11 protein-coding genes and 1 tRNA gene are annotated in these 12,765 nt (G+C 60.0%); 4 read left to right on the top strand and 8 right to left on the bottom strand.

The features are described 5' to 3' along the window. The first annotated feature begins 187 nt into the window (after positions 1–187). Genes ACSHXH_RS01200 through ACSHXH_RS01190 form a run of 3 tightly spaced genes read left to right on the top strand, consistent with a single transcriptional unit; the run spans position 188 to position 3,068 of the window. The gene (locus tag ACSHXH_RS01200; RefSeq protein WP_435669921.1) at positions 188–1,858 is read left to right on the top strand and encodes a pilus assembly protein TadG-related protein; all 1,671 of its coding nucleotides are present in this window, start codon (positions 188–190) and stop codon (positions 1,856–1,858) included. Next, positions 1,855–2,394, top strand: coding sequence for a TadE/TadG family type IV pilus assembly protein (locus tag ACSHXH_RS01195; RefSeq protein WP_435669920.1), 540 nt, complete (start codon positions 1,855–1,857; stop codon positions 2,392–2,394). The genes ACSHXH_RS01200 and ACSHXH_RS01195 overlap by 4 nt, the downstream gene beginning before the upstream one ends. Continuing rightward, positions 2,394–3,068 carry a TadE/TadG family type IV pilus assembly protein gene (locus tag ACSHXH_RS01190; protein ID WP_435669919.1) on the top strand — a complete coding sequence of 225 codons (675 nt, stop codon included), beginning with the start codon at positions 2,394–2,396 and terminating at the stop codon, positions 3,066–3,068. The genes ACSHXH_RS01195 and ACSHXH_RS01190 overlap by 1 nt, the downstream gene beginning before the upstream one ends. Here ACSHXH_RS01190 and ACSHXH_RS01185 read toward each other — a convergent pair. From ACSHXH_RS01185 to ACSHXH_RS01155, 7 genes are all read right to left on the bottom strand, one after another. After that, positions 3,065–3,550, bottom strand: a complete 486-nt coding sequence (locus ACSHXH_RS01185; protein ID WP_435669918.1) for a hypothetical protein — start codon at positions 3,548–3,550, stop codon at positions 3,065–3,067. The genes ACSHXH_RS01190 and ACSHXH_RS01185 overlap by 4 nt on opposite strands. A 46-nt stretch (positions 3,551–3,596) precedes the next feature. Further along, positions 3,597–4,547 carry an NAD(P)-dependent oxidoreductase gene (locus ACSHXH_RS01180; RefSeq protein WP_435669917.1) on the bottom strand — a complete coding sequence of 317 codons (951 nt, stop codon included), beginning with the start codon at positions 4,545–4,547 and terminating at the stop codon, positions 3,597–3,599. A 101-nt stretch (positions 4,548–4,648) separates the two neighbouring features. Next, positions 4,649–6,451 (bottom strand): ABC transporter transmembrane domain-containing protein, encoded by a 1,803-nt coding sequence (locus ACSHXH_RS01175; protein ID WP_435669916.1) that lies wholly within the window; start codon positions 6,449–6,451, stop codon positions 4,649–4,651. Positions 6,452–6,588: 137 nt separating this feature from the next. Then, a tRNA-Gly gene (locus ACSHXH_RS01170) sits at positions 6,589–6,662 on the bottom strand. Positions 6,663–6,752: 90 nt separating this feature from the next. Beyond that, positions 6,753–7,490, bottom strand: coding sequence for a maleate cis-trans isomerase family protein (locus ACSHXH_RS01165; RefSeq protein WP_435669915.1), 738 nt, complete (start codon positions 7,488–7,490; stop codon positions 6,753–6,755). Continuing rightward, on the bottom strand, positions 7,490–8,647 hold the full coding sequence (locus ACSHXH_RS01160; protein ID WP_435669914.1) for a M24 family metallopeptidase: 1,158 nt from the start codon (positions 8,645–8,647) through the stop codon (positions 7,490–7,492). The genes ACSHXH_RS01165 and ACSHXH_RS01160 overlap by 1 nt, the downstream gene beginning before the upstream one ends. Then, positions 8,647–9,690 (bottom strand): pyridoxal-phosphate dependent enzyme, encoded by a 1,044-nt coding sequence (locus tag ACSHXH_RS01155; protein WP_435669913.1) that lies wholly within the window; start codon positions 9,688–9,690, stop codon positions 8,647–8,649. Before ACSHXH_RS01155 ends, ACSHXH_RS01160 begins: the two co-directional genes overlap by 1 nt. Before the next feature lie 137 nt (positions 9,691–9,827). Here ACSHXH_RS01155 and ACSHXH_RS01150 point away from each other — a divergent pair, with 137 nt between their 5' ends. Further along, complete coding sequence (locus tag ACSHXH_RS01150) at positions 9,828–11,492, top strand: thiamine pyrophosphate-dependent enzyme (protein WP_435669912.1); 1,665 nt, start codon at positions 9,828–9,830, stop codon at positions 11,490–11,492. A gap of 11 nt (positions 11,493–11,503) precedes the next feature. Here the strand turns inward: ACSHXH_RS01150 and ACSHXH_RS01145 are convergent, their stop codons facing one another. Beyond that, positions 11,504–12,715 carry an APC family permease gene (locus ACSHXH_RS01145; RefSeq protein WP_435669911.1) on the bottom strand — a complete coding sequence of 404 codons (1,212 nt, stop codon included), beginning with the start codon at positions 12,713–12,715 and terminating at the stop codon, positions 11,504–11,506. Positions 12,716–12,765 lie beyond the last annotated feature (50 nt).

Below are 12,765 nucleotides of genomic sequence, written 5' to 3'. Positions count from 1 at the left end.
AATAATGGCCTACTGTTTCACCATAGGCGTCAATGAGGCCGAAAACTCCAGAATTATCATGAAATATCAATACACTCCTTTTTTTCTCCATATTTGAGGCCGTAATCCTGCCGTCTTTCGCCATCACATCTCCCAAAATCTAAGTGGGGTGTCAGTCCGTCCTGAAAGGGCGGGAAAGAGGTAACAAATGATCGGATTAAGCAACCTTCTGCCAAGGGTGCCGGTCGGGAAGCGGACAAAGTCTCTGTTGCGGTCGAGCGCCGCAACAAAAGCCTACCGTTTTACCCGCGAAACCGATGGCAACATGTCAGTCCTGGCGATTACCGGGGCGATGATTATGATGATTTACGGCGGGATCGGAATCGACCTGATCCATTCCGAAGTAGAACGCACGCGACTTCAAAACACGCTGGACCGCGCCGTACTTGCGGCGGCCGACCTTGACCAGCAGATTGATCCAACAGTACTCGTTCAGGATTATCTGACGAAGATGAATCTGGAAGATGCGCTGGCAACGGTGAACATCTCGGTTGATGAAGGTCTGAACTATCGCACGGTCACCGCCGAAGCGCAGCGGATCTTCCCGACCAACTTTCTCCAGCTGATTGGTATCGACAATCTTCAGGCCACCGGACTTGCGGCTGCCGAAGAACGGATTTCGAATATCGAGATTTCGCTCGTGCTCGACATTTCGGGGTCTATGGGCTGGAACCAGAAGATCGAGAACCTGCGCGCCGCAGCGTCCGAATTCGTTGGGACGGTTATCAACAACAACGAATCTGGCCTCACCACGATCAACATCGTCCCGTATAATGCGACGGTGAACCTCGGGTCGGTGGTCGCGGATCACTACACGCTGTCCAACGAGCACACCGATTCCAATTGTGTGATCTTCCCGAATAGCGTGTTCAACACCCGTGGTATCTCTCCGAACGCGACACTTCAGCGTCTGGCGAACTTTGACCCGAACTCGCTTGACGAGAATTCGAACGTCACGCCGACGCCGTGGTGTCCGACGGACGATTACGGTGCGATCATCGCGCACAGTTCGGACCAACAGGAACTCGTGGCGCATATCCAAAGCCTGAACGCCGGTGGCAACACCGCGATCGACCTTGGGATGAAATGGGGTGTTGCCCTGCTCGATCCCTCGGCGCAGCCAGTTGTGAACGGTCTGATCGCCGAAGGGCGCATTGTGCCCGAAGCCAGCGGTCGTCCCGCAGCCTATGATGCGGAAGACGTGCTCAAGATCGCGGTTGTCATGACCGACGGAATGAACACAACTCAGTACGATCTGGCACCTGAATATATTGGCGGTATGTCGAATATCTGGATCGACGACCGGAACGACAACAACCCGAACAATGATCGATTCTCGCATCTTGTGCGCGATTGGGGTGGCACCAACAACGATGTCTATTTCCGCGAGCGGTTCGAGAACAGCAGCAACAACCAGAAGTACCGCAACACGCCGGACGGTGGCAACAGCGCCCGCCGCATGACGAATGCCGAAGTCTTTGCACGCTGGGGCACACGCGCCTTTGGTAACAAGTTCTTCCGTCAGCCGTATTTCGATGGGTACGTATCCTACAACGAATATTACAACGCGTATTATTCGTACGTCCCGATTGTCGATGGCAACCAGGCGGACGCGCGTTTGGCTGACATCTGCCATGAGGCCCGTGAAGCGGATATCACCGTCTTTGCAATCGGCTTCGAAGCCCCGGCACAGGGTCAGGCTGCGATGCGGGACTGCGCATCTTCGCCAGCTCACTACTTCCCGGTGGAAGGCATCGAAATCTCCGAAGCATTCAAAGCGATTGCCCGGACCATTAACCAGTTGAGGTTGACACAATGACGCGGCTTGAATGCAAAAAACTCCGCAGGTTTCTGCGGGACGAAAGCGGATCGGTCGTTCTGCTCCCCTTCGTTCTCTGGCTGCCCCTGTTTCTCGCTGTAATTATTGCGGGACTGGAAATCGGCGCCTTGTCTGTTCGCCATACGCAACTTGAGCGTGGACTGGATCTGACGGTGCGTGAAGTGCGCCTTGGAACAGGTGAAAACCTGGATCACGACACGCTCAAGGGCATGATCTGCGACAACACCACCTTGTTGTCGGACTGCAACGAGATGCTGCGGTTGGAAATGATCCCACTGAGCCTGCGGAACTGGAACGAGCCGCCCCGTGGTGCCGATTGCGTTGACACGTCTCAGCCAGTGCGCCCGTTGCGGCAGTTCGATGCCGGTAGCGCGAACGAACTGATGATGCTGCGTGCGTGCTACAAGTACCGGCCCATCACCCCGGCGGGTGCGGTTGCCGCTGCCATGCCGAAAGACGGCCAAGGTTACGCAGCTATCGTGTCCTTCGCGGCCTTTGTACAGGAGCCTTACTAATGAACGCTCGTATCAAAACCCTCGTTTCGCGGTTCACCCGCGACGAGAAAGGCGACATTTCGCTTGAAGCGGTGATCGTCTTCCCTGCCCTCTTGGTGATCTTTGCTGCAAGCTGGGTATACTTTGATGTGATGCGCCAGCAGACCATCAACCAAAAGGCCAACTACACGATCGGCGATATCATCTCGCGTGAAACTGAAGTTCTGGACGACGCATATATCGATAACGCGCGGAATCTGTTGTTCCACCTTGCGCAAGCCGAAGGCGATGACGTGGACCTGCGCGTGTCCGTTGTTCAGTACGTTGTTGGTGCCACGTCGGGCAGCGGGTCTTACCAGATGGTATGGTCCACCGCGGTTGGTGATTGGGGCCCCCTCACGCAGGGTGACATGAGCCGCTACACGCCGCGCCTGCCAATCATGTCCGGGGGCGACCAGACCATCGTGGTCGAATCCCGCGACTGGTACGAACCGACGCTGCACCTTGCCGGTCTGGACGCCTTTGACATCTCGACCTACTCGTTCACCCGTCCGCGCTTTGCGCCTCAAGTGATCTTTGAAGGTGTCAATGACGGCTCGGGTCGCACATGGCAAAGCAACGGTTGGGGCAATGGCGACAATGATGCACCCAGCGGTGCCATCGAAGTTGGCAATGGAAACGGTAACGGGTCCTAAGCGTCGCCATCGCGCCGGGCCAGCATCACCGCGATGATGTCGGCCATTGGGCGGGCCTGCCCGCCCGGCGTGACCCCGCCCACGGCAACCCGGCGACCAATGCGCCACCACAAACCCGGCTGCCACTCTCGTGGGGCCGGGTTTTTCAATGTCAGCATAAAGCCGTTGGATGGTTTGATAGCAAAGGCACCACGATTGACAGTGGCAATATCTTCGATCCGTGCAAGCACCTTGCCATCGCTGTCGGTCAGCGCGGTTTCGGTCAGATAAAGCTTGCGGGTGGTGGCCTCTTGGAGACGGAACGCCAACCAAAGCGCAAACAACCCCATCCCGATCAAAAAGGCGTGCCACAGGAGGTTCGAGGGCGGCTGCACAAAGGCCAGGTACAGGACCAGCCCTCCCAATGCGAGCAGCATGGTGATGCCGATCACCCGGCGTGGGCCGCGCGGGTCTACCTCTGCAATGATATCCTCGTCGCGCATGGCGTCTCTCCTGTGATGCAGACATGCCGATAGCGCATTTGCGGGATCAATACGAGTGCTGTCTAGAGACCTCCCGACCACGTTCTTCGGGTTCATCGTCGATCAATTCGGTCGGGAAGCCCGGTGCGGTGATAGACAGACCCGTTGCCTCTTCAAGGCGTTCGATCAAGCGGTCCGACTGGGCCTTATCACCATAACGCGCCTGCCCGTCCTTGACGATCTCGATCAGCTTGGGCGACAGTTCAAGCGGCACGTTCTTGGCATCGGCAAGCGACTGGAAAAGGCCGATATCCTTGAGCACAAGATCCAGCGTGAAATCCACATCGCGATTGCCAGACAGGATCAACTGGCTTTCGGTTTCGTGCACAAAGGAAGTGCCGGAAGACGCTTTGATCGCCTCATATGTGGTGGCAAGGTCAATGCCATGTGCCGCCATCGTGGTCATCGCCTCGCACAGGCTCGCCAGGTGCACAGTGGCCAGATAGTTGGTCATCACCTTGAGAACAGAAGCGCTGCCCACGTCGCCCGTGTGCAGAACGCGACGGCCCATATATGTCAGAATCGGCAGCACCGCGTCAAAGGTGGCGCGATCACATCCCGCAAAGATCGAGATATTGCCCGTGGCCGCGCGGTGGCATCCCCCCGAGACCGGGCAATCCGCCGCCCGCCCGCCTTTGGCCGCGACAGCCGCCGCCTGGACCTTGATCGCTTCGGGATCTGTGGTGGACATTTCGATCCATGTCTTGCCCGGTCCGATCTCGGGCAAAAGCTGGTCCAGCACCGCTTGCGACGCAGCCGGGCTGGGCAGGCTCGTGATCACCACGTCGCAATCGCGCATCAATTGCGCGGGGTTGTCACCGGCGGTGGCCCCTTGACCCACGAGCAGCGCAATCCGGTCGGGATCAAGATCAAAGACATGAACGTTCACGCCATTGCGCGCGAGCGTTCCCGCCAGCTTGGCACCAACAGCGCCCAACCCTACAAAACCAACCTGCATGACATGCTCCTTGTGCCGAATTTACAGCCAACTTGATACGACAGGTCTGTGCCTGTCACAGCCAAAACCGACACTAACGTCGCCAGATAAAGGAAAGTCGACTATTCTGCCGCGATGCCGTCGGTGAACTGCAACCGGGCAAGCCGCGCATAAAGCCCGTCTTCCGACACAAGCGCGTCATGTGCGCCGGTTGCGACGATGCGGCCTTGCTCCATCACGATGATCCGGTCCGCCTTTTTCACCGTGGCCAGACGATGCGCGACGATCACGGTGGTTCGCCCCACCGACAGCTCATCAACGGCGCGCTGCACCGCGCGTTCACTTTCGGCATCCAGCGCGCTTGTCGCCTCGTCCAAAAGCAGGATCGGTGCATCGCGCAGGATGGCCCGGGCAATAGCGATCCGTTGCTTTTGCCCACCCGACAGCATCACACCGCGTTCGCCCAGCCAACTGTCGTAGCCTTCAGGCAGCGCAGCGATGAAATCATGCGCGGCAGCGGCTTGGGCAGCGGCTTCGATCTCGGCATCGGTGGCGTCAGGACGCCCAAAACGGATGTTTTCCCGCGCCGTGTCGGCAAAGATCACCGGATCTTGCGGAACCAGCGCGATATGCTTGCGAAAATCGTCACGGTTCAGGGCGTCGATCCGCGTGCCGTCGATGCAGATTGCGCCCGAATCCGGGTCATAGAAACGTTGGATCAACTGGATGATCGTGGTCTTCCCCGCCCCGCTTGGTCCGACAACGGCCACGGTTTCGCCCGGGGCGATCCGCAGGTTGATCCCGTCAAGCGCGGCCACTCCCGGCCTGCTCGGATACGCGAATTCCACATTCTCAAAGGTGATTTCGCCCCGAACGGGCTCGGACAGCATTGCCGGGTTTTCGGGATCGTTGACCGTGTCTTCGGAATGCAGCAGCTCGACCAGACGTTCGGTGGCCCCTGCCGCGCGTTGCAATTCGCCAAATATTTCGGACAACGCGGCGACTGAGCCCGCGACCATGACCGCGTAGATCACGAATTGTACCAACGCACCTGGCGTCATCATGCCCTGACGCACATCCGTCGCCCCGATCCAAAGCACGCCGACGATGCCGGTGAACACCAGAAAAATCACGATGGCCGTCATTTGCGCACGCGTCCAAATCCGGCGGCGCGCGGCGTCAAAACTTTTTTCCGTGACATCCGAGAACGCCCGGCGGGAAATGGTTTCGTGGGTGAAGGCCTGCACTGTCTGCACCGACGACAGGGATTCCGACGCGCTGCCCGAAGAGGCGGCGATCCAGTCCTGATTTTCACGGCTCAGAACACGCATCTTGCGGCCCAGCACCAAGATCGGAACCACGACCATCGGCACGATCAACAGGACCATCCCGGTCAGCTTGGCAGAAGTGAACAGCATCAGGACCATTCCGCCAAAGAAGATCAGGATATTGCGCAAGGCGATGGAAATGGACGATCCAATCACGCTGAGGATCAGCGTGGTGTCGGTGGTGATGCGACTCAGCACTTCGCCGGTCATCACTTTTTCGAAAAAGCTGGGGCTGAGCCCGATCACGCGGTCAAACACGGCCTTGCGGATATCGGCCACAACCCGTTCGCCCAACCGGGTCACGAGCGCGTAGCGCAACGCGGTGCCAAGCGCCAGCAGTGCCGCGATGCCAAGGGCGGCTGCAAAATACTGGTTGAGCAGCGCATCTTCCTTGGTGTTGAAATTGTCCACCACACGGCGCACCGCCATCGGTAGCGCCAAGGACACCATCGCTGTTGCCGACAAGGCAAACAGCGCGGCCAACATCAAAGCGCGGTAGGGCAGGATAAAGGGCCACAACGCGCGAAGAGAGCCAATCTGCTTGGACTTTTGACGTTCTTCGTTTTTCGCCGGTGGCAGGGTCTGAGTGTCGGCCATGGGTACCTTAACGTGCTGATTGGCAGTTCTTAAACCGTGGGCACATGGGGTGGGTCAAGGTGAACCAAAGGTGCAGGCCGTTTTGCCGCGTCAAAATCGGAGGTTTTTACGCATCCGTGCAGGAAATTCGTGGATTTTGGAGCGGGCGGCGGGAATCGAACCCGCGTCATTAGCTTGGAAGGCTAAGGTCTTACCATTACACAACGCCCGCTCAACGATACCCGAGGTATGTCATGGGTGTTCCGGCGTCAAGTATCTCGGACGTGTCGACTGTCGGAAAATCGCGTTCAGCGGGATCGGATCAGTCGAACGCGAACAGGCGACCGCTCGGGGTACTGGTGCCCGAAAACCCCGCCAATCGGCCCAGATGCCACGCCAGCACCTGATTGCTGGTCAGGACGGGGATGTTCAGGACCACTTCGACCTCTGAGACGATCTCAAGTGCGCGTAGGTTGGTGCAGGACAGAAACACCGCGTCACATGGGCCGCCCTGCCCCACATGAATCGCGGCGTCGCGGACCGATTGGCGCGAAATGCGCACAACGCGATCCTCTTGCGGTTCATCAAAGCTGCCGAACGACACAACCGACACGTCAGACACCTCAAGCCCTTGGATCAGGCGGTCGCTGACCGAGGCCACATAAGGGCTGACCAACCCGATCCGCGTGATCCCGCCCGCTTTGCAGGCTGCGATCAAGGCGGTCAGCGGGTCCGACACATGCGGCGTCGACACACCTGCCCTGATCAACTCTGCCACACGGGCCGCGCCGATGGCGGCGCTGGCCGAGGTGCAACCATAGCCCACCGCCGCGATCTGCGCGCCACGCGGCAACAGCTTTGCCGCGTCGGTCAGACTGTTTTCCATCGCGCGCAGGCTGTCCAGGGACACCGTGGTTCCGGACGGCACCCGCGACACAAGGCATTCCACATCCACAGGCAAAAGCGTGCGAAAATCCCGTTCGATGGTTTCATCGCTTTGCAGCGTAATCAGCCCGATTTGCGTCGGGCGGTCGGTTTCAAACGTATAGGGCAAAGCCATCAGATCACTCTCATGTCGCGTGTCTGGAAATTTGACAGCGCCTCTGGGGCGCCATCGCGGATCACGATGTTTTCTTCGTGCACAAGGATCTTCCCTGGGCTGACTGTCACGGACGGTTCCAGCGTCAGAACCATGCCGGGCACAAGCACGGTGTGGTCCTGCGGAATGATCGACGGCCATTCGGTAAGTTGTAGGCCCAACCCGTGCCCAAGACGACCCGCCTCCATCACGTCACCGCCTGAGTTCACCACGCGGTTCATGGCGTGGAACAGATCGGCGATGGTGCGTCCGGGTGTTGCCGCGTCCAGCGCGGCCTGCGTGGCGTCGATCACGCGGGCATGAGCGGATTGGACTTCTGGCGTAGGTGGACCAAGGCTGTAATTCCTGTCGAAGTCGCAAAAATATCCGTCCCACATAAGCCCGGTGTCGAGCATCAGGACATCACCTTTGGCAATCGGCGCATCGGTCGCGGGGGAAATCACGTCGGCATAGCCGCCCTGACCGGCAGCACCGGCCAAATAGGGGACCCAATCCGCGCCGTGTTCAAGGCATAGCATCTGGAACCGGCGAAACACCTCGGACAGCGGCAGGCCAGCGGACACCCGATCCGGCACGCGATCAAAGGCGCGGTTGGCAATGTTGGCTGCGTGGCAGATTTTGTCGATCTCGGCGTCAGATTTCACAAGCCGCAAGCGGCGGGTGATTGCCGCATCACTGACCAGCCTGCGTGGCATCAATGCCGACTCCAAACGGCGCAGATCGGCCAGCGGCATGCGCACATGGCTTTCCATCTGGTCGGCAATGCCGATGCGCGCCTTTTGGGGCGTAACCTCGGACAGGGCATCGGTTAAAAGCCCGATGCCATCATCGGTGTAATCCGGCGCAGCCCATGTTCGAATGTCCGTGATCCAGCTTTGGCCCATCAGGTGCGCGCCGATCGTCGGGATCACCGCGATCGGATCGCCCTGCGCCGGGACAATCGCAAACCAGGGCCGCGTCGGGCTTTCCCAGAACCGGGTCAGGAACCCGGTATAATAACGGATTTCCGGCTCTGTGGTAAGCAGCAGCGCGGCCAGATCGTGTTGGGCCATCAAGGCCTGCGCCGCCCGGGTCCGGCGCTGGAACTCCTGCACAGGAAAGCCACGCGGCGGCTGCATCACGTAGCCTGCTCGCTCAGGATCACCAGAACGCGTGCATCCAGGGACAGGCCAAGATCAGCCCGGTGGTTTTGTGCCGCGAGCACCCCGGCAACCCCGGCCGCGCCCGACGGCGTGGTGGCAAAGCCCGCATCGGCACAAGCCGCACTGCCTGCGGCACCTTCGGCCTCAGAGATCAGCATGAAATCCGTGGCGTCCCGCGCGAGTCCTTTCAGCGCAATCAACGAAGGTTCCTTGCAATCAAGCCGCCCCATTGCCGATTCCGGGCCTTCGGTTGCTTGCGCGGATCCTGCTTTGATCGACGCATACAGCGCAGGCGCGACATCGGGTTCGACCACGATGATGCGGGGCGCATCGCCCCACGCGAGCCGCGCATAGGCGGCACAAGCTGCGGCCAATCCGCCAACGCCAGCTTGCAAAAAGATATGGGTGGGCGGCGCAGGCATTTGCGCAACGGCCTCTTGCATCAGGACAAGATAGCCCTCCATCAGCGTATGAGGCCGGTCGACATAGCCCGGCCATGAGCTGTCCGAAAGCAGCGCCCAACCCTTGTCTCGAGCGGCCTGCGCGGCCCCTGCCATCGCATCTTCATAGAGTGCGCCTTGGCGAATCACGTCTGCCCCAAAGCTGCGCAAGCGATCAGCAAATCCTTCAGGCACGGTATCGGCAAGATAGATCACTGCCCGCGCGCCAAACGCCTGCGCCCCTGCGGCCACCGACAGCCCGTGATTGCCGGCACTTGCGGTGACATATGTACGCCCACGGGCAACACCGTCTTCGGCCTCGCGGGCAATGACATAGGCCGCGCCCAGCGCTTTGAAGCTGCCCAACCCCATGCGATTGCGTTCATCCTTGATGTGGACATGGCCGACACCGGCGGCTTGCGCCAAACCCGGCGCATCTAGCAACGGTGTTATCGCCGCCGCCGGGCATCGCATCAGCAAAGCGGCGGGCCGGTCTGCGTCAACGCTGGGGAAGGGAATGTCAGACAGACTTGCAAGAACGGCGTCGGCTTGCACGGGGCGTTTGTGAAGATTATCCATGGTCGCATATTGGCAGCGCAAAACCGGGTTCGGCGCGCCAAGTCCGACACAAGCCGCCCCCCAAACGACGCATCTGTTTGCCCTGGCCCGCGAAGCTGTCTAGCGTTTTGCAAAATAACCCGAAGGTTCAGATACATATGGTACACCCCAACAGCACGCTCCGCGCCGCAGACCATCTGGTTGACCAACTGGTCGCGCAAGGAATCACAGCCGCGTTCGGTGTGCCCGGTGAAAGCTATCTACCGGTGTTGGACGCGTTTTACGGGCGCGAACAGGACATCCGGTTTATCACCTGCCGTCAGGAAGGCGGCGCGGCAATGGCGGCTGATGCCTATGGCAAGCTGACAGGGCGTCCGGGGATATGTTTCGCCACGCGTGGCCCCGGTGCCACCAATGCCAGCGCAGGCGTGCATGTCGCCTATCAGGATTCGACCCCGATGATCCTGTTTCTGGGTCAGGTGGCCCGCGACATGGTGGACCGCGAGGCATTTCAGGAAATCGACTACCGCCGCATGTTCGGACAGATGACCAAGTGGGTGGCGCAGATCGACGACGCCTCGCGGCTTCAGGAATATGTCAGCCGCGCGTTTCGCACCGCGATGTCGGGACGTCCCGGCCCGGTGGTGCTCGCCCTGCCCGAGGACATGCTCTATGACGAGATCGTCCAACCCACACCGCCTGCGCGGGTTGAAACACCGCGCTTTCGGCCTGCCTCAGACGCGATGAACGCGCTGAAACAGCGGATCACCAAGGCGAAATCCCCGCTGATAATGGCGGGTGGTGGGGGCTGGACCAAGACCGGCATCGACGCGCTGGCGCGGTTTGCCGAAACCCAAGGCTTGCCTTTATCGGTGTCGTTGAGGTGTCAAAGCCTGATCGACAATCGGCATCCGAACTATATCGGCCATTACGGCGTCGGCACGCCGCCCTACCTCAAGACGATCATGGCCGAGACAGACTTGCTTATCGCCATTGGCCCGCGTCTGGGCGAGATGACAACCGCCGGATACACGATCCTGACGGCTCCGGTGCCAGAGCAGTCACTGGTGCATGTTTTCCCGGAACCCGAAGAGATTGGCAGGGTGTATCAGCCCGACCTCGCGCTGGTTGCGGACACACAAAGCTTTTGCACCGAAGCCGCATCATGGGAAGCTATCGCCCGAGACCGGTTTGAGACCCGGACAAGCGACCTGCATCAACTATATGTTTCGTTCAACGATCCGGCTTCTGTCGCGGGCGACCCGCTGGCCCCCTATTTCGCGCATCTTGCCGACACGCTTCCCGAGGATGCGATCCTGTGCAACGGCGCGGGCAATTACGCCGGATGGCTGCACAGGTTCTACCGCTACCGTGCGCCGGGATCACAGCTTGCCCCGACCTCGGGGTCAATGGGATACGGGCTGCCCGCCGCGATTGGGGCTGCAATATGTGAACCAGACCGTGAAGTCTTCGCCATTGCAGGCGATGGATGCTTCATGATGACCTGTCAGGAAATGGCGACAGCGGTGCATCACAACCTGAGCCTCACCGTGATCATAATCGACAACGCCCGCTACGGCACGATCCGCGCGCATCAGGAACGCGAATACCCGGATCGGGTGTCCGGCACGGGACTGACCAACCCGGATTTCTGCGCGTTTGCCCGGTCATTCGGGGCCAATGCGGATGCGGTCGATGATTACGACAGCTTTGTCACAGCCGTTGCCGCCGCGCGCGCACGCGGGGGTGTCAACCTGATCGCGGTGACGGCAGACCCGTCTTACCTGTCGCCAGGAAACCGCCTGGGCCAAGGGCGGATCTAGGGCAAAAAAAGCTACAAAAACGCGGTGGCAAACAGCAAAAGACTGGTTGCCACCCCCATCACCGGAACGACCACTGGTACGCGAAAATGCGGTTCGGTCGACGGGCCACGCAATTTAAGCCGGATCAGGGCAAGGTTGACGAGCACAAACACGCCCAGAACGATTTGCGATGTGCGTTCGGCAAGCGCGTCAATCGGGAATGTCAGGGCAAGCAACAGGATCGCGCCCACAACCGCGAGCGTGGCAAGGTCGGGCGTCTGTGTGCGCACCGAGACATGGGCCAGCGCTTTGGGCAGATGGCCCCGATCCGCAAGGCCATAGATCACCCGAGAGGCCATGATCATCTGGATCAACACACCGTTCACCGTGGCGACGATGGCAATGATCCCAAATCCCTGTTGCACCGTGTCTGGTGCGCTGGCGAACACCAACGACAATGGGGCCGCCGATGCCGACAAGGCACCCAGAGGCACCGCCATCAGCACTGCCGTTGTCGTGCCGATATAGAGCACCGTTGCAAGCACGAGGGTCCAAACGATCGCTTTCGGCATGGTGTGCACCGGGTCTTTCACCTCTTCGGCGACATTGGCCATGTCCTCGAACCCGACAAAAGCAAAGAACGCGAGCAAGGACGCCGCGCCGATCCCTGCCCAATGCGGTCCCGTCAAAGGGGGGAGGATATCCGTAAGGCCCACGCCAGATGGATCGGCAAAGCCAAATCCCCAGATCATCACAAAAAGCAAACCTGACACCTCGATCACCGTGATGACAGCAGCGACCATGACGGATTGCGTGATCCCCCACAGAGCGATCACTCCCATGGTGATGACCACGCAGACGGTCAGAACAGCTTCGGGCGCGCCCGTAAGCCCGTGCAAATACGACGCTGCCCCAAGCGACACCGCCGCCGCCGAAACCAAGCCCGACATTGCGACAGCCAATCCAACTACGGTGGCCAGCGCAGCTGACGAAAACCCAGCCTCGACATAGGCGGCCTCGCCCGCGCTCACCGGATAGCGGGTGGACAGCTCGGCATAGGAAAAGGCGGTAAAGCCCACGACAATCGCCGCGATGACAAACGAGATCGGCGCAAAGACACCGGCTTCGGCGGCCGTCGCCCCGACCAAGACGTAGATCCCGGCACCCACGGTCACACCCAACCCGTACAGCGTCAGCAACGGGACGTTCAACGCCCGGCGTAGTTTGTCCGGTTGATCAATCACTCTGACACTGCCCCTGACCATGGTGGCCAGCCGATCCTGACTGTGCCGTG

Source organism: Marivita sp. (assembly GCF_051251565.1).
Lineage (GTDB): Bacteria > Pseudomonadota > Alphaproteobacteria > Rhodobacterales > Rhodobacteraceae > Marivita.
Note: the sequence above shows the minus strand (reverse complement) of the source record. Positions and strands in the feature narration are given on the sequence as shown.

Bases quoted from the DNA above. Each gene is read 5' to 3' on its own strand.
- ACSHXH_RS01160 (WP_435669914.1), bottom strand. From the start codon at position 8,647: ATGCAGCCGCCGCGTGGCTTTCCTGTGCAGGAGTTCCAGCGCCGGACC.
- ACSHXH_RS01195 (WP_435669920.1), top strand. From the start codon at position 1,855: ATGACGCGGCTTGAATGCAAAAAACTCCGCAGGTTTCTGCGGGACGAA.
- ACSHXH_RS01165 (WP_435669915.1), bottom strand. From the start codon at position 7,490: ATGGCTTTGCCCTATACGTTTGAAACCGACCGCCCGACGCAAATCGGG.
- ACSHXH_RS01150 (WP_435669912.1), top strand. From the start codon at position 9,828: ATGGTACACCCCAACAGCACGCTCCGCGCCGCAGACCATCTGGTTGAC.
- ACSHXH_RS01190 (WP_435669919.1), top strand. From the start codon at position 2,394: ATGAACGCTCGTATCAAAACCCTCGTTTCGCGGTTCACCCGCGACGAG.
- ACSHXH_RS01200 (WP_435669921.1), top strand. From the start codon at position 188: ATGATCGGATTAAGCAACCTTCTGCCAAGGGTGCCGGTCGGGAAGCGG.
- ACSHXH_RS01180 (WP_435669917.1), bottom strand. From the start codon at position 4,547: ATGCAGGTTGGTTTTGTAGGGTTGGGCGCTGTTGGTGCCAAGCTGGCG.
- ACSHXH_RS01185 (WP_435669918.1), bottom strand. From the start codon at position 3,550: ATGCGCGACGAGGATATCATTGCAGAGGTAGACCCGCGCGGCCCACGC.
- ACSHXH_RS01155 (WP_435669913.1), bottom strand. From the start codon at position 9,690: ATGGATAATCTTCACAAACGCCCCGTGCAAGCCGACGCCGTTCTTGCA.
- ACSHXH_RS01175 (WP_435669916.1), bottom strand. From the start codon at position 6,451: ATGGCCGACACTCAGACCCTGCCACCGGCGAAAAACGAAGAACGTCAA.